Source organism: uncultured Ellagibacter sp., assembly GCF_934617235.1.
Taxonomy (GTDB): Bacteria; Actinomycetota; Coriobacteriia; order Coriobacteriales; family Eggerthellaceae; genus Ellagibacter.
The window spans coordinates 15,353-37,214 of the sequence record NZ_CAKTTZ010000018.1; the positions used below are offsets into that span (position 1 = coordinate 15,353).

A 21,862-nucleotide genomic window follows, 5' to 3' on the forward strand; every position below is an offset into this window, starting at 1 on the left:
CTGCCTAGCAGCCTAATCGACGTTCCAGGCGATAAAAGCCCAGGTGATAGTTCTTGGCTTAAGAAGTCGCAGCGCACCTTGAGCAGCACCCTTCTCGCCGGGAGTGCCTGCGTTCTCGTTCTCGACGATCTGCGTTCGAAGCCAGGGTTCGAGCTTCGCGAGCGCGACTTGTGTGCGCATTTCAGGTAGGTAGATGCATGCCTTGCGCACCATGTCGTCGTATTTGCGCAGTGCCTCGTCGAAGGAATCGAACGTATCGACCCGCGTGCTTTTGATGTAGGACAGCTCGGGTTCGAAGCCCAGGCCCGAGAGGATGTTCACGGCGTAGAGGTGATCGCGTCCGACGCGCGAAGCGAGGCCGAGCGCCTCGATTACGTTGTCGTCGGTGCGCGGTGAGGCGCCGGTGGGCAGGGTGATGCAGACGCGGCGACGGGCGACCTGGGTGAGCTTTAAGAGCGCTGCCCGCATATCGTCGACGGCGATCGAGCGCGATGCGGTGCACACGTCGTGGGACTTCGGGGCGATCCCGTGCTCCTGCCAGTCGTCTTCCCACCTCATCTGCTCGCAATGGACGCTGGTAATGCCACGAGTCTCAAGCGCGTCGCGAAGAATCGAAAGCATCCCTTCCGAGAAGTCGGCGGCGGTGACGGCGTGCCCCGCTTCTCCGAGCGGCAAAGCGAGCGCGCCCGTTCCGCAACCCATGTCGAATACGCTTTCTTCGGGGGCGATTCCCGCGCGCTCGAGAAATGCGGTAACGTAGGGGTTGGGGTAGTCTTTTGAAGTGAAGGTTTTCGCGCGTTCGTTCCAGTAAGATGCGTCGTCGTTGTGGCGGCGTGCTTTCTGCAGCTGCATCCACTCCTTGTTCCAATCCGTGGTGGTGAGCAGGGGCGTGAAATTCTCTGTCATGTGAAGCTGCCTTTCTCGATGAGTTTTTCGCGTTGGAGCGAATCGGCCGCGCCGCTTTGCGGGTGTTTGCCTATCATATTAGCGGACAATGACCGATGGTGGTTGGACAAGGGCCAAGATGGGCCATCTTCTGCCATTGGAGACTGGAAATGAGGGGGTATCCCATGCACGTTGAGCTTTTGTACCACACGCCCGACCCCGAGCGGGCTATCGCCACTGCGGCGCGGCTGTGCTATGCGCCGGTGGGCGCGGCCGAGCTGATGGAGACGATGCCGGAGGAGCGGGTCCGAAGCGTGCTTTCGACCATCATGGAAAGCGGGCACTTCTCCACGCTTGAGCATGCAAGCTACACCTTCGCCGTCGATGGTGTCTCGCGCGCCCTCACTCATCAGCTCGTGCGCCATCGCATTGCGAGCTTCAACCAGCAAAGCCAGCGCTACGTCAAGTTCAAAAACGGCGTTGATGTGGTCACGCCCGACACGATCGCGTCCGATCCCGAGCGAAAGGCGCTTTTCGACGAGGCCATCGCGGCAGCCGTCAGTGCATATGAGAAGCTGCTCGATGCGGGCGTGCCCGCCGAGGACGCGCGCTACCTTTTGCCGAACGCTGCGGAGAGCAAGATCGTGATCACCATGAACGTTCGCGAGCTGCTGCATTTCTTCAAACTGCGCTGCTGCAACCGCGCCCAATGGGAGATTCGCGACATGGCGCACCGTATGCTCGAGCTTGCCCGCCCGACTGCGCCGTTCATCTTCGCGGACGCAGGTGCCCCTTGTGTTTCGGGGGCATGTCCCGAAGGCAAGATGAGCTGCAAAAACCCGTACCCTCGTGTGAAAAGGAGCTAGCGGAGACGTGACTCGCGAGAAAAGCGATCTTTCCCGCGCGTTCTCGGAAGACGGCGCGCGCAAAACCCATGTCGGAGGACAGGCGCTCCTTGAGGGCATCATGATGCGCGGCAAGTACAACTGGTCGGTTGCCGTGCGCGAGCCCTCAGGCGCTGTGTACACCGAAGAGCATGACCTGGCGAGCGGAAAGGAAAAGAACGGCTGGCTGTACTGGCCGCTCGTGCGCGGATGCCGCGCTTTGGTCGAGTCGCTCGTCTTAGGATTCAAGGCGCTCGAGATCGCGACGCTTCATGCCTATGAGGAAGAGGACGAGGGGGAAGAAGGCTCCTCTATACGCACCGCGGCCTGCCCACAGGCAACCTCGTGCTCAGACAGCCCTGCTCGCGCGGAAGTGCCAAAGGGCACTTCCGGCTCGTGCGGAACTGCGCGCGAGGTTGCCTGCGTGCAGGGGACGGAGCATGAAGTCGCCTGCGAGCAGCATACGCGTCAGGAATTCGATCCTGATTTTTCCTGGAAGGACGACTTCGGCCGCCCGGACACCATGATCGATGCACTTGGCGCGCAAAGCTCGCTTGAGGTGGTGGGAGAAACCGAGAGGGATGCTCCCGAGCTCATCGCAAATAGCAAGGACGCTAACAGCATCCCAAGCGCGAAGGAGCCCGAACCCGAGTTCGGCAAGAAGGAAATGATTATCTCGATGGTCGGCGGGCTTGTGCTCGGCATCGTGCTCTTCATCGTGGCGCCCGCCTTCGTCACCAATCTCATCGTGGGAGAATACGACAGCAACACGCTTCTGTGGAATATCGTCGACGGCGTGCTGCGCGTTGCCGTGTTCGTCTTCTACATCTGGCTTATCGGGCGCATGTCCGAGATCAAGCGCATGTCCGAGATCAAGCGCATGTTCGGCTACCACGGCGCCGAACACAAGACCATCCACTGCTACGAGCACGGCTTGCCGCTCACGCCCGAGAACGCGCGCAGCTTCCCGCGTCTGCACGTGCGCTGCGGAACCGCCTTCCTCATCATGGTGATGATCATCGCCATCTTCGTGTACACGGTGGTGCCCCTGAACGCGCTCATCGCCGCATGGGGCGTGCCTGATGGCGCGCCGAAGCTTGCGCTTGTCATCTTATCGCGCATCGTGCTCATGCCGGTGATCGCGGGCGTGTCCTATGAGATCACGGTGAGATGGGCGGGCTCGCATCCAGATAACCCGCTTGTGAGGGTGGTGCTTTGGCCCGGCATGCAGATGCAGTACCTCACCACGAACGAGCCCGATGACGGCATGCTCGAATGCGCCATCGCTGCCATGAAGCTCGTGCTCGAGCGCGAGGAGGCCGAGGCGGCGCGGGCGGCGCAAACAGAGCAGACAACGCAGGCGGTGCAAACGGCGTAGAGCCAATGCGGCGGCCTTCCTGCTTGTCTTCTCAATAGGCGCCGGGCTCGTTTTCCAGGTTCCCGAAGCGAAAACAATCGTTTTGGGAACCTTTTTTGTGTTGCGGAGCGTAAATCGTGTATGCTAAGGCGCGTTATGCGCAACGCTTGGACGCTGCGCCAGAAAGGTAGGAGAATCCCCGCACACGTAAAATGGACGAATCGGGGTAATCGTGTGAACGATTCTCAGCGCGCGACAGGCGCTCTGGGGGCAAGGAGGACCACGTGAAACTGGTCGTAACGGAGAAAAACGACGCGGCAACCAAGATTGCGAGCCTTTTGGGCGCGAGCAAGCCGAAGGCCGACAAGGTGTATTCGACGCCGATTTACCGATTCGAGGTGAACGGCGAGGAGTGGGTGACCATCGGTTTGCGCGGGCATATCTTGGAGCCCGACTTCACCCCCAACCTGGTGTATAAGAAGCGCGGCGGCTGGCAAGGCGTAACTGTCGAGGGCGAGACCGTGCCCGCCGATGTGCCTGCGAGCCTTCCCAAGCCCCCCTTCAAGAAGAAAAAGCCCTTCACCGAAGACGGCGTGGAGCTCAAAGGGTGGAAGATGGACGCGCTGCCGTATCTGGTTTACGCGCCGATTGAGAAGCTTCCTAAAGAAAAAGAAATCATCCGCAGCTTAAAGAACCTCGCCAAGAAGGCGGACTCCATCGTGATTGCGACGGACTTCGACCGCGAAGGCGAGCTTATCGGCTCCGATGCGCTTTCGTGCATCCAGGAAGTGAACCCCACCGCCCCCGTGTCGCGTGCCCGCTACTCCGCCTTCACGAAGGAGGAGATCACCCATGCGTTCGCAAACCTCGTGGAGCTCGATGTCAACCTTGCATCTGCGGGTGCGTCGCGCCAGGATATCGACCTTATCTGGGGTGCGGTGCTCACGCGTTATCTCACCCTCGTGAAGTTCGCGGGCTACGGAAACGTGCGCTCGTCGGGCCGCGTGCAGACGCCGACGCTTGCCCTTATCGTGGCGCGCGAGCGCGAACGCTTGGCGTTTGTTCCCGAGGACTACTGGGTGATCAAGGGCGCCTTCGATGCCGCCGACAAGACCGGCCCCACATCGGGGGAGGGCCCGCTTGCCTTCGAGGCACCTCATGCCACGGCTCGCTTCAAGGACGAGGCCGCCGCCAATGCCGCCATGGCCGCCGTCAAGGGGGCGACAAGCGCGAAGGTGCTCTCCATCGAGAAGCGCTCGCGCAAGCAGCAGCCGCCCGTTCCCTTCAACACCACTAGCCTTATGACCGCAGCGTCGGCCGAGGGCCTTTCCCCTGCTCGCACGATGTGTCTCGCCGAGAGCCTCTACATGGACGGCTACATCTCCTATCCGCGTGTCGACAACACGGTGTACCCGAGTTCGCTCGACTTGGCGGAGGTCGTGAAAACCATCTCGGGCAACCCTGCCTACGCGCCGTTTTGCAAGGAACTCCTCGCGAAGGGGCAGCTTACGGCAACTCGCGGCAAGAAGGAAACGACCGACCACCCGCCGATCTACCCGACGGCTATGGTCACGCCCGACGACTTGCCGCCTGCGGAGTACAAGCTCTACAACCTGATCGCGCGCCGTTTCTTGGCGACGCTTTCCGAAGCCGCCGTCGTCGAGGGGACCAAGGTCACGCTCGATATCGCAGGCGAGCACTTCGCCGCGAAGGGCGACGTCCTTGTGCATGAGGGGTATCGCGCCATCTATCCGTATGGCATGAAGAAAGACGAGCAGCTGCCCGCGCTCGCCGAGGGTCAGCAGATTGCCTTCAACGGCGCCACCTGCACGAAGAAACAGACCGAGCCGCCTGCCCGTTACAGCCAGGGCAAGCTCATTCAGGAGATGGAAAAGCTCGGGCTGGGCACGAAATCCACGCGCCACAGCATCATCGAGCGCCTCTACACGGTGAAGTACATCCAAAACGACCCCATCGAGCCCTCGCAGCTCGGCATGGCGGTGTGCGATGCGCTCGACAAGTTCGCGCCGCATATCACCCACTCGGAGATGACGGCGGAACTCGAAGCGGAGATGGACAACATCGCAGAAGGTCAGAAGACCAAGGCCGATGTGGTCATGAACTCTCGCAACCTGCTCTCCGAGCAGCTGGCCGACCTCATGCCCCATTCTGAGGAAGTGAAAGACGCCCTCGCCGACGCCGTCGCGGCCGACGCGTACGTGGGCAAATGCCCCAAATGCGGCAAGGACCTGCAGATTCGCGCCTCTCAGAAGACGCGCGGCATGTTCATCGGATGCGCCGGCTGGCCCGACTGCGATATGACCTATCCGCTCCCCAAGGGCAAGATCGAGTCGATGGAGGAGCTTTGCCCCACGTGCGGGATGCCGCAGGTGAAGGTGACGGCCTTCCGCTCGAAGCCGCGTGTCATCTGCATCGATCCGAACTGCGAGACCAACAAAGAGCCCGATGTGGTCGTCGGCGAGTGCCCGACGTGCAAGGCCGCCGGCAAGCAGGCGAAGCTGATCGCGCAGAAAAACCCGCGCACGCTCAAGCGCTTCATCCGCTGCGAGAACTATGACGAGTGCGGTGTGGGTTACCCGCTGCCCCAGTACGGAAAGCTCACGGCAACCGATGAGGTTTGCGAGCATTGCGGAGCGCCGCTCGTCATCGTGACGACGGCCCGCGGTCCGTGGAAGCTCTGCCCGAATTTCGACTGCCCGGGCAAGGAACAGGACGATTCCGAGAAGGCAACTTCGAAGGGGAAGAAGCCTGCGGCGAAGAAGACGGCGGCCAAGAAGGCGGCGACGGGCAAGGCTGCGGCGGGGAAGGCAACGGCGAAGAGCTCCTCGACCCGCAAGGCGTCATCGGAGACGGCGGAGAAATAGCGTCATGTCCGAGAAGACGAGCGAGAAGACGGCGATCCGCCTGGAAAAGCAACCTGCCGCCAGGTCGCGGACAGGCGCGCGCTCGGCGTCGGCACCGAAGGTCGATCGTCGCATCCTTTTCACGAAGGGCCTCATCAAGGAGGCATTTCTAGAACTGAAGAAGTCGAGCACGCTTGCCGATATCAAGGTGACCGACCTCTGCGAGCGTGCGGGCATCGGGCGCGGCACGTTCTATCGCCATTACCGCAACATGACCGAGGTGCTCGACGAGGTGCTCGACGATGCCCTTTCGCAGTCAAGCTCGCTTGCCCGCCATCTCGTTTCGCGTGAGATGCGCACGGCGGGCGCATGCTCTGGGTGCGATATGCCGTTTTGCCAGTTCGTGCGCGAGAACAAGCATTATTCGGGCATTTTCTTAGATGAGAGCCTCACGCGCATCGTCCTCGACAAGATGGTCGAAAGCCAAAAGGGCGTCTACATGCGCGCGATGCAGGGCATCTGCGATCTGAGCGAAGGGGAGCTTGCCGACCTTTTGTACTTCCAGTCGAGCGGGTGTCTCTCTGCGGTGCGCCGCTGCATCAATGCAAGTCCGGAGGAATGGGCGCGCACGCAGGCCGCGATCGACAACTTCATCTTAGGCGGCCTGGCAGCGAGCACGCGCAGGCTGTAAGGGCTTGCTTACGTGAGAAAAAGAAGCCCTGTCCTGCAGTTTCAAGCTGCGGGGCAGGGCTTTTGCGTTGTGCGGGTCAGCGGTTCGCGGCGAGATGGAGGGGCTGGCGGGTGGCAAGTGAGGTAGAGAGCTGGTTCCAACAGAGGCTGGCTGCCTTGCCCTGCCATGCGGGTTGGCCGAAGCCCCAGGCACCCTACAGCTCCTCTCCTGCCTCGATTGCCCGATAGAGGTCGCCGCCTTGGGAATCGACGGCCACGAAGACGGGGAAGTCGACAATCTCGATGCGACGAAGTGCTTCAGTCCCCAAATCGTCCCAAGCGATGGTCTCGCTTTCGGTCACGTGCTTCGCGAGCAGCGCCGCGATGCCGCCGACTGCTGCGAAGTACACGCAGCGGTTGCGCACGCACGCGTCGATGACGGCTTGGGAACGCTTCCCCTTCCCGATGCAGGCAGCAAGGCCCGCATCCATGAGCTCGGGCGTCGCGAAATCCATGCGGCTTGCCGTCGTGGGGCCGACGCTTCCGAGCGGGCGACCTGCGGCGGCAGGGGTGGGGCCGGCGTAGAAGATGGTCTCGCCCGCAAGTCCGAAGGGTAGCTCGCCTGTCTCCCTTAAGGCGGCGAGCATGCGCTCATGCCCCGCATCGCGGCTCGTGAACACGGCGCCCGTGAGGCGCACTTCCTGCCCGATTCGCAGCTTCGCCAGCTTTTCGCGATCTGCCGGCAAGGTCATGCGGATTGGTTCGCTCATGGTTAATCCTCCCAGCTCACAAGGTTGATCGAGGCGCTGCGCATGGCCGAGCACCCCATGTTGACGGCAACGGGAAGCGCTGCAATATGGCATGGTGCCGTCTCCAGGTGCACGGCGAGCGCCGTGGTCTTGCCCCCGAGCGCGCCTGGGCCTATGCTGGTCGCGTTTATGGTGTCGAGCAGCTCGCGCTCGAAAGCGGCGTGCTCGGGCGTTGCGGCGGGACTTCCGATTTTCCGCAAAAGCGCGTGCTTGGCAAGCCCTGCGACCTTGTCGAAGGTGGCGCCCACGCCCACGCCCACGACAAGCGGCGGGCATGCGTTCGCGGCCTTCTCGCGCACGCAGTCGAGCACGACCTTCTTTACGCCTTCGATTCCCGCGCCGGGTGCGAGCATGACGACGCGCGAGGCGTTGTCCGATCCGCCTCCCTTCAAAAGGACATGCAGCGTCACGCCGTGTCCCGGCCGCGTTGCGATCTCGGTGAATGCGGGCGTGTTGTCGCCGGTGTTCGCGCGGTCGAACAGCGCATCGCGCACCACGCTCATGCGCAGGCGCCCGTCGGCGTAGGCGCGCGCGACCGCGTCGTCGACCTGGGAGAGGATGTCGCCGGGGATGGAGAGCTCCTCGCCGACTTCGAGCCTTACCCAGCAGGTTCCCGTGTCCTGGCACAGGGGCACGCCGTCCTCGCGCGCGATCTGCGCATTTTCCAGCAGGCAATCAAGCACCGATTGCGCGCGGGGTTGCGTCTCGATGGCACGGGCTTCGGTTAGGCCAAAAAGCACATCGTCGCGCAGTCCGACAGCGGCGGCGCGGATTGCGTCGTAAGTTGCGTTTGCCACTCGTTTCGCCGTGAGGGTTTCGTTTTCGCGTTCCACTCGATTTCCCTTCTCGTTATGCAAATGCGTTGAGTGTAGCACGAGGGGGCAGTTTCCGTTTGAAACCTCGAACAGCGGCGCAATGTCGCGAGCGCGTGCTCCACTCGATGGATTGCCTGTGCGCTTGCTCACATGGCTTCGGTGCGGTGAGACCCGAAGCGCTATACTTTTACGGTTGTATGGAAGCGCGCACAGGCGCGCGAAGTGAGAAATCTCGGAGGTTAGGCATGGACATCGCGCAGGAATCGCTGCGTTTGCATGAGCAGTGGCAGGGCAAGCTCAATACGGTCCCGAAGATGGAGATCAAGACGCGCGAGGATTTGGCACTCGCGTACACGCCGGGCGTTGCCGAGCCGTGCAAGAAGATCGAGGCGGACCCCGCGCTCGCCTATACCTATACGCAAAAGGCGAACACCATCGCCGTCGTCTCCGATGGCTCGGCTGTGCTTGGCCTGGGCAACATCGGCCCTCTGGCCGCGATGCCCGTCATGGAGGGCAAGTGCGCTCTCTTCAAGGCTTTCGGCAACGTGAACGCCGTGCCCATCTGCCTCGATACGCAAGATGTCGACGAAATCGTCGAGACGGTCAAGCGCATCGCCCCCGCGTTCGGTGGCATCAATCTGGAAGATATCTCGGCCCCGCGCTGCTTCGAAATCGAAAATCGCCTCATCGACGAGCTCGACATCCCCGTGTTCCACGATGATCAGCACGGCACCGCCATCGTCGTGCTCTCCGGCGTCATCAACGCACTTCGCCTTACGGGGAAGAAGAAGGAAGCGTGTCGCGTGGTCGTGAACGGTGCGGGGTCGGCGGGCATCGCCATCTCCAAGCTCATGTTGAGCTTCGGTTTCAAGAACCTCATCCTGTGCGATAAGTGCGGCATCATCTGCTCGAAGTCGGAGGGCGCGACCGACGCTCAGCGCGCAATGCTTGATGTGACGAACCTTGCGGACGAGGAGGGTACGCTCGCCGACGCCATGCGCGGCGCCGACATCTTCGTCGGTGTGTCCGCCCCGAACATCGTGAGCGAGGACATGGTTTCCTCCATGAACGACGACGCCATCCTCTTCGCGATGGCCAATCCCGTTCCCGAGATTTACCCCGACGTGGCTCGCCGTGCGGGCGCGCGCGTCGTCGGCACGGGCCGCTCGGATTTCCCGAACCAGATCAACAACGTGGTCGCCTTCCCGGGTATCTTCAAGGGCGCCCTCGAGGCGCGCGCGACCCGCATCACCAACGACATGAAGCTCGCCGCCGCATCCGCGCTTGCAGCCCTCGTTTCCGACGAGGAGCTCTGCGAGGACTTCATCATGCCCGAGCCCTTCGATCCGCGAGCCGTCGAGGCGGTGGCCGCCGCCGTGCGCGATTGCGTGACGGAATAGGGACTTGTGCCGTTGACGTCCGAGAGACATACCGCCGAGCCTGTGCAGCCTGTTGAGGGGCGCGCGGGCGCCGATGCGCGCAAGGCGCAGACGAGTGCGCAGCCCGACGGGAATTCCCCTCGCGGCGTCTTCGTCACGTTCGAAGGCGGCGACGGCGTGGGGAAATCGACCCATATCCGCTATGTCGCCGAGGAACTTCGCCGTGCGGGGCGCGAGGTCGTGTGCCTGCGCGAGCCCGGCGGCACGAGCGTTGGCGAATCGCTTCGGGCGATGGTGCTCGACCCGGCAAACGGGCAGATATCGAGCGAGGCCGAGCTTTTGATCTACGAGGCCGCACGCGCCCAGCTGGTCTGCGAAGTGATTCGCCCCGCCCTCGAGAGGGGCGCGGTGGTGCTTTGCGACCGCTTCTTCGACTCGACGATCGCCTATCAGGCCTACGGGCGCGGCCTCCCGATCGACTTCGTACGCCGCGCGAACCTGTTCGCCACCGGCGGAATCGTTCCCGACCGCACCATTCTGCTTGTGTACGGCAATGCACGTGCAAGCCTTGCCCGCGCGACCGGGGCAGGCGAGGGGGACCGGATGGAGCAGGCAGGGGAAGCGTTCCACACGCGTGTGAACAAGGCGTTTCTGAAACTTGCCAAGCGCGACCCGAAGCGGATTCGCGTCGTTCGCTCGCAGTCGTCGCGCAAGGCGACTGCCGCCGCCGTTGCGGGCGAGCTCGCCGATCTTCTGCCCGAGCTTTCCCCTTGCGAGGGCGAGTCTGCCTGCGCAGATGGCCCTACTCGCGGCAAGGGCCCTGCTTGCGGAAAGGGCGCGCCGTCGTCTTCTTCTACTAAATCTCGAGATGAGAGGGCGAATTCGGGCAAGCACAGGTCGCGTTCGAGCCGTAACCGAGGCAATCGGGGACAAGGAGGACGCCGTGGCTGATGCGTTCGAGAACATCTTCGGCCAGCCCCAAGTACGCGATTTTTTGCGTGCGAGTGTCCGTGGCGAGCACGTGAGCCAGGCGTATCTGTTCTGCGGCCCGGCGGGGTCGAACAAGACGGCGGCTGCATATGCGCTTGCCCAGGCGTGCCTGTGTCCCAAGGGCGCGAAGGGCCCGCGCGGTGGTTTGTGCGGCGCGTGCGATGCCTGCTCGCGCATCGCTCGGCGCAAGCATCCCGACGTGCGCTATTACGCGCCCGAGGGTGCGGGAGGCTATCTGGTCGAGCAGATTCGCGAAATCGTGTCGGATGTATCCTACGCTCCCATCCAGGCGAAGTTGAAGGTCTATATCCTCGATCGCGTGGATATGTTGGGCACTGCTGCGGCGAACGCGTTTTTGAAGACGCTCGAGGAGCCGCCGGCGAATGTGGTGATCATCCTTTTGGGCCGTACGCGGGAAAGCGTGCTTCCCACGATCGTTTCGCGTTGCCAGGTCGTTCCCTTCCGTCATATCCCCGCAAGCGAGGCCGCGGGCATCATCCGTCAGAACACGGGCGCCTCGCTCGAGACCGCGCGCATCGCCATCGAGGCATGCTCGGGCTCGATCACGCGGGCATGCGAATTTTTGAAGTCAAACGATAGCCTCGCGTTTCGAAGAAGCGTGGTCGAAGCGATGTCGCGACTTGGCTCTGCTGACGATTGGGATATCATAGAGCTCGCTGCCGGCCTGGTGAGGGCGGCGAAGGCTCCGCTCGACGAGGTTCGCGCGGCACTTGAGGCCGAGCTTTCCGAGAACGCTGATTTCCTGGCCAAATCGGCGATCCGCCAAATCGAGGCGCGCAACAAGCGTCAGATTACCGCGAAGACGTCGCAGGCACTCCATCAGGTGTTTTCCATCGCGAGCTCATGGTTGCGCGACGTGATGGCAACCTGCGCCGGCACGCCTGAGCTTATCGTGAACGTCGACGTCAAGGCCCAGATCGAGGCGGCCGCCTCACGCACCGACGAGGCCCGTTGTGCGGCCGCGCTGGCGGCGCTGCGTAAAAGCGACGAGGCTATCTCGTATAATGTTTCCCTGGAAACGTGCATCGATGCGATGCTGTTTGAAGTAAGAGAGGTTCTGTATGGTTCGAGTCGCACCTATTAGGCTCGCGTTCAATCCCCGCACGCTGTGGTTCGACCCGCGTGATTTGGATATCCATAACGGCGACGACGTGGTGGTGCTCACCGCGCGCGGCGTCGAGTTCGGCAAAGCTGCCGGAGACGTGTTCGAAATCGACGATGACCAGGTGAAGAAGCTGAAGTCGCCGCTCAAGCCCGTGAAGCGCATCGCTACGCCCGAAGACGTGGAGCGCGCCGCTGAGATGGAGCGTTTGGGCCGCGAGGCGCTGCCCATCTTCAAGGAGATGGCCGCCGAGGCGAACGAGGACATGCACCCCGTATCGGTGGAATATCTGCTCGAAGGCGACAAAGCGGTCTTCTACTTTGAGGCGGAGGAGCGCGTCGACTTTCGCGAGCTCGTGCGCAAACTCGCCTCGCGCTTCCATGTGCGCGTCGACATGCGCCAAATCGGCGTGCGCGATGAAGCGCGCATGGTCGGAGGACTCGGCCATTGCGGGCAGGAGCTGTGCTGCGCCCGATTGGGCGGCGAGTTCTGCCCCGTGTCCATCCGCATGGCCAAGGAGCAGGACCTCTCCCTCAACCCTCAGAAAATATCCGGCGTATGCGGCCGCCTTATGTGCTGCTTGCGCTACGAATTCGACGCGTACAAGGATTTCAAGAGCCGCGCACCTAAGCAGAACGCCACGGTGAAAACGCCCGACGGCCCGGCGAAAGTTGTCGATTTGGACGTGCCGCGCGAGATCGTGTCGGTGCGCCTTGAGGGCGAGAAGCCTGTCCGCGTGCCCCTTTCCGCCTTCGATGCGCCCGAAGAGGGCACGCGCCCGAACACGATCGGGCAGGAGGCGTGGGACGAGGCGAACGCTCCCGATGAGCCGGAGTTCATGTCCAACGCGCTTTTCTCGACCGACCAGTTCACCGGCAGAGACAAGCTTGCAGAAGCGGGGAGCGTACGTCGCACGGGTTCCTCGAAGAACTCGCGCAAAGCTTCTGCAGACGAGCGCTCAAGCGAGGAGCCGCGCCGTGCACGCCGTCGTCGCTCCACCAAGGTTTCCGCCGAAAGCGAGCATGCTTCCAAGCAGGATTCTCGGGAGAAGAAGCAGGACAAGCAGGCCTCCCGCGGGTCTTCGAGCAAGCGAAAGCCGCGCCGTCGTCAGGACCAGAAGGCGGGCGAGTCCAAGCAGGGCAAGCAGTCGGCGGAGCGCTCGAGCAGGCAACAGAAGCCGCAACGCGTCAAGGAAGAGGGTAAGACCCAGCAAAAGAGCGGCCCCCGTCCTGGGCAGAAGTCTTCGGGATTGCGCGCGAAGCCGCAGAAGCAGTCTGCGGGAAGCCACCATCAGGGGGAGGGCGGTCATCAGCCTTCACAGGGTGGCGCGTCTTCCCAAAACGAGCATCGTCGTGCGCGTCGGCGCTCCCATAAGGCTGGCGGTAGCTCGCAGCCTGAAGCCTAAGGAGTTAAGATGCCGATCGATTATGCGCTGCTCACGGACTTGTACGAGATCACGATGGCTCAGGGTTATCGGGAATCCGGACATGAGAATACCGAGGCGTGTTTCCACATGTATTTCCGTGACACGCCGTTCAGGGGTGGTTATGCCATCGCGTGCGGTATGGCCCAGCTTGCGGACATGGTGGATACCTACGGGTTTTCGGGCGAGGACATCGATTATCTTTCGAAGATTCCCGCCCCGGGTGGCGGTGTGCTGTTCGCCGCCGATTTCCTGGAATGGCTGCGCGATATTAAGTTGACGGTCGACATCGACGCCGTGCCCGAAGGCCAGGTGGTGTTCCCGAACGAGCCCCTCGTGCGCGTGACGGGCCCAATCATACAGTGTCAACTGCTTGAAGCCGCGCTTCTCAACTGCGTGAACTTCCAAACGCTCATCGCGACGAAGGCAGCGCGTGTGTGCCTGGCAGCGCAAGGTGCGCCCGTGGCCGAGTTCGGCCTGCGCCGTGCGCAAGGAGCGGGTGGCGGCCTGTGGGCATCGCGCGCGAGCATTGTGGGCGGCTGCTCTTCCACCTCGAATGTGCTTGCGGGCAAGATGTTCAACCTTCCCGTGTCGGGCACGCATGCTCATTCGTGGGTCATGGCGTTTCCGAGCGAGCTTGAGGCGTTTCGTGCGTATGCCGAGGCATTCCCCAAGAACTGCACGCTGCTCGTGGACACCTACAACGTCGAGCAAGGCATCGATAATGCGATCACCGTCGGGCTCGAAATGCGCGAGCGCGGCGAGAAGCTCTCGGGAATCCGCATCGACTCGGGCGACTTAGCGTGGCTTGCCAAGATGGCCCGGCGCAAGCTCGATGCGGCGGGGCTCACCGATTGCGGCATCGTGCTCTCCAACGACCTCGACGAATACACGATTCAGTCGATTCTTGAAGAGGGCGCCCAGGTGAGCGCCTGGGGTGTGGGCACGAAGCTGGCTTGCGCCTACGATCAGCCTACCCTTGGCGGCGTCTACAAGCTCTCCGCGACGCGCAAGCCGGGCGGCGAGTGGGTCGATCACCTGAAAATTTCCGAGTCGGCCAAAAAGCTCACGTTCCCCGGCGTTCTCGACGTGCGCCGCTACTATCATGAGGACGGTCATATCGCAGGTGATATGGTGTTCGACACCAACGCCGGCGTGCAGGAGTGCGAGACGATTGTCGACCCGCTCGACTCGCTGCGCCGCAAGCGCCTCGGCGGCAAGCGCTTTGAGACGCTGCTTGCGCCGCTTGCCCGCAACGGCAAGACCGTGCTCGCGCCTGAATTCCGCAATGCGCTCGCCGCACGGGAGCGCGCAAGGGCGGGGCTTGCCACGCTTGACGAGAGCCAGAAACGCATGCTCAACCCGCATTCGTATCCGGTGGGGCTCGAGCGCGGGCTGTTCGACCATCGAAGCGATCTGGTGGCGAAACTGCGCGGGTTCGAATAACGGGTGCGATTTGAGAACTCCGGCGCTGCGACGATCGGCGCCGTATGAGAAGAGGAGAATGGATGCCAGCTTGCAACCTAATTATCGATTCCTGCTGCGATTTGCCCTTTGACGTGGTCGATCGCGAAGGCGTCGAGTTGATAGAGTTTCCCTACATTGCCGGCGACGGCGAGCATGCCGACGACATGTATCGCTCGCGCTCGGCGCATGACTTCTTCGATTCGATGCGCAACGGCGACGAGCCCTCGACGGCCCAAGTTCCGATTACGGTGTACCAAGACGTGTTCACCCGCGCAATTGAATCAGGCGTTCCGACAGTGTGCCTGAGCTTTTCAAGCGGCCTGTCCGGCAGCTACAACACCGCTATGATCATCCGCGACCAGCTTGTGGCCGAGCATCCCGACGCCGAGCTGTACGTGGTCGACACGCTGTTGGCATCGATTGCCGAAGGATTTTTGGTCTATGAGGCCATTCGCCAGCGTGACCGGGGTCTTACCGCCAAGGAGATGGTTGAATGGGCCGAGGAAGCGCGCTACTACATCGACGCCGAGTTCATGGTCGAGGACCTCGAGGCGCTTCGCCGCGGCGGTCGCATCCCCGCCTCGGTTGCGCTCGCTGGATCGAAGCTCGACGTGAAGCCGCTGCTCAACATCGCGCTCGATGGCAAGCTTTCGCTCACTGGTGTCGCGCGCGGACGGAAGAAGGGCATCAAGCAGCTCGCGGAGTATTACGCGAAGCACGTCGCGGACGAAGGGGCCGCCCGCTTCGCCGTCATCGGCAACGCCGACTGCCCGAAGGATGCCGATCGTCTGAAAGAGGCTCTTTCGAAGATTGATGAGAATATCTTGTTCCTGGAGAGCAGCATCGGCCCGGTCATCGGCTCGCATGTGGGACCGGGGATGCTCGCCGTGGTGTTTTGGGGCAAGGACCGCCGCGAAGAGCTTTCTGTGGCAGACCGTATCGCACGTAAAGTGAAAGGCAATTAGGGGGTCCCATGCGTTATATCTTTTTCGGTGACGAGAACTTTCACGATGATATCGCCGTGCGCTTGGCGAACACCGGCTTCGAGCGCTGCGCCGACATCGAGGAAGCGAGCGCCGTCATCACGTTTTGCACCTCGCAATCAGCGCTGGAGGATGCGTACTTCGATGAAGGAGGCTTCGTCCAGGCGGCGCATCCTGGGGCTGTGCTCATCGACTTCTCGGCTTCGACGCCCGGCTTCGCGCGCGAACTCGGTGCAGTTGCCACAGTGAGCGATTTGGGTTTTGTCGAGGCGCCGATCGCCCTTGAGGACATGCTCGACCCGCGTCCCTTCGAACAGGAGAACCTCGTTTGCTACGTTGCGGGTGAAGAGGACGCTGTGGCTGCGGCGCGTGGGCTGATCGACGCGGTGTGCGGTCGCGTGGTGAACTGCGGTGCTGCGGGAACGGCCCAGCTCATGCGTGCAGTTCGTACCTTGCAGGAGGCTGCCGCGGTAGTCTCCGCAATCGAGGCGAACGCGTTGGTCCGCGCCGCACATCGTGCCGCTTTGGGGAACGGCCTCTCCGATGTTGCGATTTCTGGCCTCTCCGAGCCCGCCGAGCGAATGCTCGAGGCGGTTCGCGAAAAGCGTTACGAAGGCTCGTTCACCGCTGAGATGTTCCTCTCGGAGCTGCAGGCAGCGCTCGCGAGTGCCGATGATGCTGATCTTATTCTTCCGCAGGCGGAATCGACGATGCACCTCGTTGAGCTGCTCGAGGTGATCGGAGGCTCCTTCAAGTCGCCGGCAGCCCTGGCGTTGGTTTACGGCGAGGAGGCCGAATGCGCCGAGAACGGCCTTGACTGGTCGCGTGCCGAGGAAGCATATGGTCAGGGCGCTGACGATGACGACGACTGCGGTTGTGGTCATCACCACGATCACGGCGGATTCGGATATTCAGCGAACTAAGCTTGGCTGCTCTGGCTACGATTCGCGTGAATGCCGCGAATTGAGTTGACCTGTCCGCTCGGGAGCATGCGGCACTGCCTCCGTGATCCTGGGCTTCCAGTATTGGCTGTTCTTGATGTGCTGCTCGGCTAATTCGGCGGGTTCGGGCGCTCAGCGAGTTTACGTCGGGCTCGTCCGCTTGCGAGTACTCGGCGCCACCTCCGTGCTCAGACAGTCCTCGCTGCGCTGCGGAACTGCGCGCGGAGGCAGCTCCGAATACTCGCAGGCTGCATATTGCGGCTTGACCTGATGGACGGAATAGCTGTTTCGACGAGTCGAGAATTGCCTCCGCGCGCAGTTCCGCACGACGCGAACAGTCCAGTGGACTGTTCGTCAAAGTAGGAATGTTTGAGCACGGAGGTAATCTCGGCTTGTCGAAACGACGGGAATGAATGATGTCTCAAAGCGAAATTGACATATCTTCTTGCAACCTTTGCCCTCGCGCGTGCGGAGCTGACCGCAGTGCGGGGGCTCGTGGTGTTTGCGGGGCTGACGGGCGCCTTCGCATTGCTCGTGCTGCGCTGCACTTCTGGGAAGAGCCGCCGATCAGCGGCACGCACGGCTCGGGAACGGTGTTCTTCTCGTGGTGTCCGCTTCGCTGCGTCTATTGCCAGAACGCCGTCATCGCTGATGGGGAAGCGGGGGCGGAGATATCGATTGAACGCTTGGCGCAGATCTATTCTGAACTTCAGGCAAAAGGCGCGCTGAATATCAACCTCGTGACGCCGACTCATTATGCGCCGCATGCGCGCGTGGCGCTCGATATTGCGCGGGCGCAAGGGATGGACCTTCCCATCGTTTGGAACACCTCGGGGTACGAGACGGTTCGCGCCGTCCGCGAAAACCGAGGGTATGCGGATGTGTATCTCGCCGATTTCAAGTATGCGTCTTCTGAGCTGGCTGCCCGATATTCAAAGGCTCCTGACTATCCGCAGGTCGCTCTCAATGCGATTTCCGCCATGGTTGATGAGGTGGGCAATCCTTGCTTCGACGAATACGAGGGCGATGAGCGCATGACGCGCGGGGTGGTGGTACGTCATCTGATGCTGCCTGGTGCCCTTGAGGATTCCATGCGCGTGGTGCAAACGGTATGGGAGCATTTCGGCAGCTCAGTTCTGCTCTCGATTATGAGCCAGTACACTCCCGTTTTGTCGGATAGCGCCAAGTCGGGCGACGCCTGGGCCTGCCGCGAGCTTGAACGCCGCCCCGAACTTGCCCGTCGCGTTCCCGATGAGGACTATGAGCGGCTGCTCGATTTTGCCGACTCGCTCGGAATCGAGGATTATTTCTGGCAGGAGGGTGGCGCTGCCGAGGAGAGCTTCATTCCCGCCTTCGACCTCGAGGGCGTGTTGAGCGAATAGGCGTTCGCACCTGATGCGCCGTTGCGCATATCCATTTCAGGCAAATGCTTCCAAAAGCGTTTCGGCATGAATTGCCGGCGGAGCTCCGGGTGGTAGCGCGCTTCGATGGAAACGGCATCGTAGAATCGCTTCCACGCCTGCTGCATCAATGTCTCATCAGCTGCTTTTTCAGGGAGCTTCAGCTCGTCGGTTTGCACGAGGTACCACCCTGACCCCTCGTAGATTCCCGCGATATGATGCGCCTCATCGTAAATCATGAAAGGGACGTCGTTGAAGCGCGCCGAGAACCAATCCATAAGCAGCGGCACGACTGATGCCTTCGGTGAGCAGCGGGCAAACCATATATTTCCTTCGAGGCGCTCGAAGCGCAAAAACTGTTGCATGAGATGCCGCTCGTTCATTACCGAGCGGTCGAGTGCGACAAGTGGGGCCACTGCAGGGTGCGTGATTTCGCCGATCGCCGCTCGACGCGCGTCGGGGCGCATGGCATAGCGGACGAACCGATAGACGATAGTGCCCGTTTGTGCGTCGTCGGAGAGCGATGCGTGCAGGACAGCTTCAAACCCTGATTTCCCCGTCGCCCGGATAATCCCTCGCTTCACACGCTCGGCGAGCTTGGCGTCGGCCGCTACGGTTCGGACGCTCTGATCAAGGCGGGGCTGGAATGCGTCTTCCCGTGCAATATCTTCAGGGTCCTCGTGGTTTGCGTATGCTTGGAACACTGCGGTGAGCAGACCTTCGGGTGTTCCGTCGTAGATATAGGCAACATGGGCAAGCGGTTCCTCTGCGGCGATCATGCGCAAACCTTCTGCTGCACATTCTGGCCCTCAAACGGATCGAAGAGGCTGAGCTGCCCTTGGCATTGTTTCGCTGCGCGCCGTCCGTGCCATCCGCCATCAATCGGCGCGGCGAGTTGCGCGCGCAAAGCCCCTGGGGTGAAGGGCGTGCCACCTCCCGCGTATTTCCCGTTGCAGGTGATGAAGAAGCGCGCACGCTTGTAGGCGATTCCGAGTTTGCGCAGTTCGGGTTCACGTAAACAGCAGGTGCGCCGGGCCTTCACGATGAGGCGCGCCCCGCGTGGGCCGATGCCGGGTACGCGCAAGAGCACTTCGAGCGGAGCGGTGTTCACTTCGACGGGGAAGTGCTCCAGATGGTTGATCGCCCAGTTCGCCTTCGGGTCGAGGAGCGGGTCGAGGAAAGGGTTGTCCTCGTCGATTATCTCGCTCACGTCGAACTTGTAGAAACGCATAAGCCAATCGGCCTGGTAGAGTCGATGCTCGCGGTCGAGCTCCACTGCGCCCGATGCAGGCAGGCGCTCATCGGTAGTCACTGGCAGGTAGGCGCTGAAGAACACGCGCTTGAGCGAGAGCGCGCGATAGAGCGCCGCCGATAAGTTCAGAATCTGAAAGTCATTTTCGGGTGTGGCGCCTACGATCATTTGCGTGCTTTGACCTGCGGGAACGAAAGCTCGTTCGCGTTTTGTCGGTCGATTCTGCGAGTAGTACGTCGTGTTTTTGCGAACGAGCGCCTGTGTGTCGGCGTCTTCTGCCATGGAGTCGCGAATTTGGCGCATCGGGGCTAAAAGCTGCTCCTTACGTTTCTGAGGGCAGAGCAGGGCGAGACTTTTTTGCGAGGGGAGCTCCAAGTTCACGCTCATACGGTCGGCCAGGCGTCCCAGCCGATCGATGAGTTCGGGCGAGGTGCCGGGCACTGCCTTCGCGTGGATATACCCGCGAAACCCGTACTCGTCGCGTAGGATGCGCAGCGTTTCGACCATGAGCTCGGTTGTGTAATCGGGGCTTTTCAGAACACCCGAGCTTACGAACAGCCCCTCGATGTAGTTACGCCGGTAGAAGGAAATCGTTAAATCTGCCAGCTCGCGCGGGGTGAATGCGGCGCGTGGAACGTCGTTGCCCGCGCGGTTCACGCAGTAGGCGCAATCATAGATGCACACGTTCGTCAGAAGCACCTTCAAAAGCGAGATGCAGCGCCCGTCGGGGGTGAAACTGTGGCAGCATCCCGCACCCATGGCATTTCCCGGTTGCCCGCGTCGCGCCCCTCGGTCGATTCCGGAGGATGTGCAGGCGACGTCGTACTTTGCGGCGTCAGCGAGGATTTCCAGTTTATCGGTGGTATTCATGGGTACACCTGTTCGCTCGAATATTTGTTCGTATTTTAACAAGCTTGAAGCCGATGCGCAACGCCCACTTTCTTTCCCCATGAAGAAGAAAGTTCGCCATAGTCCCTGTTCGCAGATAATGAAGCGCGTTATTATTAGGTTACAAGGCGATTGTTGCATCGCCGTCTTCGGGATTGCGTTTCAAACGCGTGATGGGGAAGGAGCTGCCATGCTCTATGACAATATCTTAGTTCCCTACGATGGTTCGGCGTCAGCTGATGCGGCGCTCGAGGGAGCGGCCCGCTATGCGAAAGAGGATCCGGGCTGTGCGCTTCACGTGCTGCAAATCTTCGACATCGAGCACCAGGTGATCGAGCGGCTTGATTCTTCGTATGGCTCGGCGGTGCCTGTCGGTATGAGGGAGGCTTTCGAGGAAGCCCAAAGCGAGGCGCAAAGAAAGCTCGAGCGCGACGTCCGCCTCGCAACGCGTGGGCTTATGAATGAGATCCATGTCGAGGTGCAGAGCGAGACGACGATCGGCGTGCAAATCGTCGCGTATGCGGCGGCTCACAACATCGACCTCATCATCATGGGGTCGCGCGGCCTCGGCGGTTTGCGCGGCATCTTGGGAAGCGTGTCGAGCTTCGTCCTGAAAGAGGCGAAGGTTCCCGTTCTCGTGGTGAAAGATTAGCGAGCGAAAAAATCCCCCATCTGGAAAGAACGAACCACCAGATGGGGGATTGTTTTTTCGTGGTGCCGGCGGCAGGAATCGAACCCGCAACCTACTGATTACAAATCAGTTGCTCTACCGTTGAGCCACGCCGGCATGTGATTTGCGCAAGTAGACATGATAAGGCAAAACGCGCCAACTGAAAAGAGGGAAATCCTCGAAGGTATCGGGGTGTAGCGAGGGAGCGCCCTGGCTCTTTTTTCGATACTTTCTAGTCTATTGCCGAGAGCCTTAAATCCTCAAACGTGCCCTCAAATCGATAGCGCGATAACTTTCCAGTGCCATCATCAAAAGAAACGGTAGTTTCTTTCAGCTGGGCTAGCGCTTTCGCTTGTGCGCATTCGGAAAAAGACAGTTTTTCGTCTGTGCTCATATTTCCCGAATAGTAACGTTGACGCGCATCTTCATCTACGTCGATGAAGATGCGGATTGCCACGGTATTCTCGTCCGTCGAATCTAAAGGCACGTTTTCGCCCCAAGACTCGTTAAATGCTTCGATCTCGCTTTCCGAACGTGGGTCGTCGTGGAGCGTTTCGCGGTTTATCTCGACATATTCGCCTCCAATGTTCATGGAGCAGGCCCCTTTGCTGGGGGCGGAAAGGCTGAAGGATGCGAAAAACTGGAGGGCGATTCTTCCTTCTCCTGCGGGAAGGAAGAGATTACTCGCTTGCTCGCCATCAGCGTCCATTCCAGAGATTCTAACGGGCATAGTTTCCGCGAAAGCGCTGGTTACGCCTGCGGAATGGTGCTCGACGGGGTCATAGCTCCATGGTTTTGCGACAAATAGGGTAGCCACGATGAGGCATGCAGCAGCTGCGCTGGCAAGCACAAAGCCCATTCGCTTCGGGTGATTGTTGCGCTTCAGGGGCGTTGAGTGGTGCTCTACCTCCTCTGATTGGCTCGAAGGCTTCATCGCTATCATTGCCAGCGTTCTTTCTTGCAGGTCGGCGTGTGGCTCGATGGAAAGCGACGTTTGCTTGAACTGTTCGATGAAGGCATTGAAAGATTCGTCTTCTCTTCCCTTCTCTTCACTTCTTGTCAT

General features: G+C 61.2%; 19 protein-coding genes and 1 tRNA gene. 13 read left to right on the forward strand and 7 right to left on the reverse strand.

All coding sequences use genetic code 11. The annotated features are described in order from the left end of the window. Positions 1-12: 12 nt before the first annotated feature. Positions 13-906, reverse strand: a complete 894-nt coding sequence (locus tag Q0G85_RS04920; RefSeq protein ID WP_297155295.1) for a class I SAM-dependent methyltransferase — start codon at positions 904-906, stop codon at positions 13-15. Positions 907-1,070: 164 nt separating this feature from the next. Here Q0G85_RS04920 and thyX point away from each other — a divergent pair, with 164 nt between their 5' ends. From thyX to Q0G85_RS04940, 4 genes are all read left to right on the forward strand, one after another. After that, entirely contained in the window at positions 1,071-1,751 is a 681-nt protein-coding gene (thyX, locus tag Q0G85_RS04925; RefSeq protein ID WP_297155297.1) for an FAD-dependent thymidylate synthase, read from the forward strand. 7 nt (positions 1,752-1,758) lie between these two features. Continuing rightward, complete coding sequence (locus Q0G85_RS04930; protein WP_297155298.1) at positions 1,759-3,147, forward strand: DUF1385 domain-containing protein; 1,389 nt, start codon at positions 1,759-1,761, stop codon at positions 3,145-3,147. 263 nt (positions 3,148-3,410) lie between these two features. Continuing rightward, the gene (locus Q0G85_RS04935; protein WP_297155299.1) at positions 3,411-6,011 is read left to right on the forward strand and encodes a DNA topoisomerase I; all 2,601 of its coding nucleotides are present in this window, start codon (positions 3,411-3,413) and stop codon (positions 6,009-6,011) included. 4 nt (positions 6,012-6,015) lie between these two features. After that, a complete protein-coding gene (locus Q0G85_RS04940; RefSeq protein ID WP_297155301.1) occupies positions 6,016-6,681 on the forward strand; it encodes a TetR/AcrR family transcriptional regulator in 666 nt (221 codons plus the stop codon). Positions 6,682-6,874: 193 nt separating this feature from the next. Here the strand turns inward: Q0G85_RS04940 and Q0G85_RS04945 are convergent, their stop codons facing one another. Then, positions 6,875-7,429: a FumA C-terminus/TtdB family hydratase beta subunit gene (locus Q0G85_RS04945; protein ID WP_297155302.1), complete on the reverse strand. Its 555-nt coding sequence runs from the start codon at positions 7,427-7,429 to the stop codon at positions 6,875-6,877. 2 nt (positions 7,430-7,431) lie between these two features. Beyond that, positions 7,432-8,343 (reverse strand): fumarate hydratase, encoded by a 912-nt coding sequence (locus tag Q0G85_RS04950; RefSeq protein WP_367116869.1) that lies wholly within the window; start codon positions 8,341-8,343, stop codon positions 7,432-7,434. Positions 8,344-8,528: 185 nt separating this feature from the next. On the opposite strand from Q0G85_RS04950, the gene Q0G85_RS04955 reads away from it, so the two are divergent. From Q0G85_RS04955 to Q0G85_RS04990, 8 genes are all read left to right on the forward strand, one after another. Next, complete coding sequence (locus Q0G85_RS04955) at positions 8,529-9,683, forward strand: NADP-dependent malic enzyme (RefSeq protein ID WP_297155305.1); 1,155 nt, start codon at positions 8,529-8,531, stop codon at positions 9,681-9,683. A 6-nt stretch (positions 9,684-9,689) separates the two neighbouring features. Then, entirely contained in the window at positions 9,690-10,613 is a 924-nt protein-coding gene (gene tmk / locus Q0G85_RS04960) for a dTMP kinase (protein WP_297155307.1), read from the forward strand. Further along, positions 10,606-11,757, forward strand: coding sequence for a DNA polymerase III subunit delta' (locus Q0G85_RS04965; protein WP_297155309.1), 1,152 nt, complete (start codon positions 10,606-10,608; stop codon positions 11,755-11,757). The genes tmk and Q0G85_RS04965 overlap by 8 nt, the downstream gene beginning before the upstream one ends. Then, a complete protein-coding gene (gene ricT / locus Q0G85_RS04970) occupies positions 11,735-13,180 on the forward strand; it encodes a regulatory iron-sulfur-containing complex subunit RicT (protein WP_297155311.1) in 1,446 nt (481 codons plus the stop codon). The genes Q0G85_RS04965 and ricT overlap by 23 nt, the downstream gene beginning before the upstream one ends. A gap of 9 nt (positions 13,181-13,189) precedes the next feature. Beyond that, entirely contained in the window at positions 13,190-14,644 is a 1,455-nt protein-coding gene (locus tag Q0G85_RS04975) for a nicotinate phosphoribosyltransferase (RefSeq protein ID WP_297155313.1), read from the forward strand. A 62-nt stretch (positions 14,645-14,706) separates the two neighbouring features. Then, a complete protein-coding gene (locus Q0G85_RS04980; protein WP_297155315.1) occupies positions 14,707-15,630 on the forward strand; it encodes a DegV family protein in 924 nt (307 codons plus the stop codon). An 8-nt stretch (positions 15,631-15,638) separates the two neighbouring features. After that, on the forward strand, positions 15,639-16,571 hold the full coding sequence (locus tag Q0G85_RS04985; protein ID WP_297155317.1) for an NAD(P)-binding domain-containing protein: 933 nt from the start codon (positions 15,639-15,641) through the stop codon (positions 16,569-16,571). 431 nt (positions 16,572-17,002) lie between these two features. Continuing rightward, a complete protein-coding gene (locus Q0G85_RS04990; RefSeq protein ID WP_297155319.1) occupies positions 17,003-17,971 on the forward strand; it encodes a radical SAM protein in 969 nt (322 codons plus the stop codon). On the opposite strand, the gene Q0G85_RS04995 is transcribed toward Q0G85_RS04990, so the two are convergent. Together Q0G85_RS04995 and Q0G85_RS05000 are read right to left on the reverse strand one after the other, a co-directional pair. Beyond that, the gene (locus tag Q0G85_RS04995; RefSeq protein ID WP_297155321.1) at positions 17,893-18,768 is read right to left on the reverse strand and encodes a TIGR03915 family putative DNA repair protein; all 876 of its coding nucleotides are present in this window, start codon (positions 18,766-18,768) and stop codon (positions 17,893-17,895) included. The genes Q0G85_RS04990 and Q0G85_RS04995 overlap by 79 nt on opposite strands. Continuing rightward, on the reverse strand, positions 18,765-20,111 hold the full coding sequence (locus Q0G85_RS05000; protein WP_297155322.1) for a putative DNA modification/repair radical SAM protein: 1,347 nt from the start codon (positions 20,109-20,111) through the stop codon (positions 18,765-18,767). The genes Q0G85_RS04995 and Q0G85_RS05000 overlap by 4 nt, the downstream gene beginning before the upstream one ends. Before the next feature lie 208 nt (positions 20,112-20,319). On the opposite strand from Q0G85_RS05000, the gene Q0G85_RS05005 reads away from it, so the two are divergent. Continuing rightward, the gene (locus Q0G85_RS05005) at positions 20,320-20,781 is read left to right on the forward strand and encodes a universal stress protein (RefSeq protein WP_297155323.1); all 462 of its coding nucleotides are present in this window, start codon (positions 20,320-20,322) and stop codon (positions 20,779-20,781) included. Between the two features lie 60 nt (positions 20,782-20,841). Here the strand turns inward: Q0G85_RS05005 and Q0G85_RS05010 are convergent. Further along, positions 20,842-20,916 (reverse strand) — tRNA-Thr (locus tag Q0G85_RS05010). A gap of 115 nt (positions 20,917-21,031) precedes the next feature. Beyond that, positions 21,032-21,862 (reverse strand): hypothetical protein, encoded by an 831-nt coding sequence (locus tag Q0G85_RS05015; RefSeq protein WP_297155325.1) that lies wholly within the window; start codon positions 21,860-21,862, stop codon positions 21,032-21,034.

Coding starts and splice junctions, on each gene's coding strand:
- Q0G85_RS04985 (WP_297155317.1), top strand. CDS start 15,639: ATGCGTTATATCTTTTTCGGTGACGAGAACTTTCACGATGATATCGCC.
- thyX (WP_297155297.1), top strand. CDS start 1,071: ATGCACGTTGAGCTTTTGTACCACACGCCCGACCCCGAGCGGGCTATC.
- Q0G85_RS04995 (WP_297155321.1), bottom strand. CDS start 18,768: ATGATCGCCGCAGAGGAACCGCTTGCCCATGTTGCCTATATCTACGAC.
- Q0G85_RS05005 (WP_297155323.1), top strand. CDS start 20,320: ATGCTCTATGACAATATCTTAGTTCCCTACGATGGTTCGGCGTCAGCT.
- Q0G85_RS04920 (WP_297155295.1), bottom strand. CDS start 906: ATGACAGAGAATTTCACGCCCCTGCTCACCACCACGGATTGGAACAAG.
- Q0G85_RS05000 (WP_297155322.1), bottom strand. CDS start 20,111: ATGAATACCACCGATAAACTGGAAATCCTCGCTGACGCCGCAAAGTAC.
- Q0G85_RS04980 (WP_297155315.1), top strand. CDS start 14,707: ATGCCAGCTTGCAACCTAATTATCGATTCCTGCTGCGATTTGCCCTTT.
- Q0G85_RS04945 (WP_297155302.1), bottom strand. CDS start 7,429: ATGAGCGAACCAATCCGCATGACCTTGCCGGCAGATCGCGAAAAGCTG.
- Q0G85_RS04975 (WP_297155313.1), top strand. CDS start 13,190: ATGCCGATCGATTATGCGCTGCTCACGGACTTGTACGAGATCACGATG.
- Q0G85_RS05015 (WP_297155325.1), bottom strand. CDS start 21,862: ATGACAAGAAGTGAAGAGAAGGGAAGAGAAGACGAATCTTTCAATGCC.
- ricT (WP_297155311.1), top strand. CDS start 11,735: ATGGTTCGAGTCGCACCTATTAGGCTCGCGTTCAATCCCCGCACGCTG.
- Q0G85_RS04940 (WP_297155301.1), top strand. CDS start 6,016: ATGTCCGAGAAGACGAGCGAGAAGACGGCGATCCGCCTGGAAAAGCAA.
- Q0G85_RS04955 (WP_297155305.1), top strand. CDS start 8,529: ATGGACATCGCGCAGGAATCGCTGCGTTTGCATGAGCAGTGGCAGGGC.
- Q0G85_RS04990 (WP_297155319.1), top strand. CDS start 17,003: ATGATGTCTCAAAGCGAAATTGACATATCTTCTTGCAACCTTTGCCCT.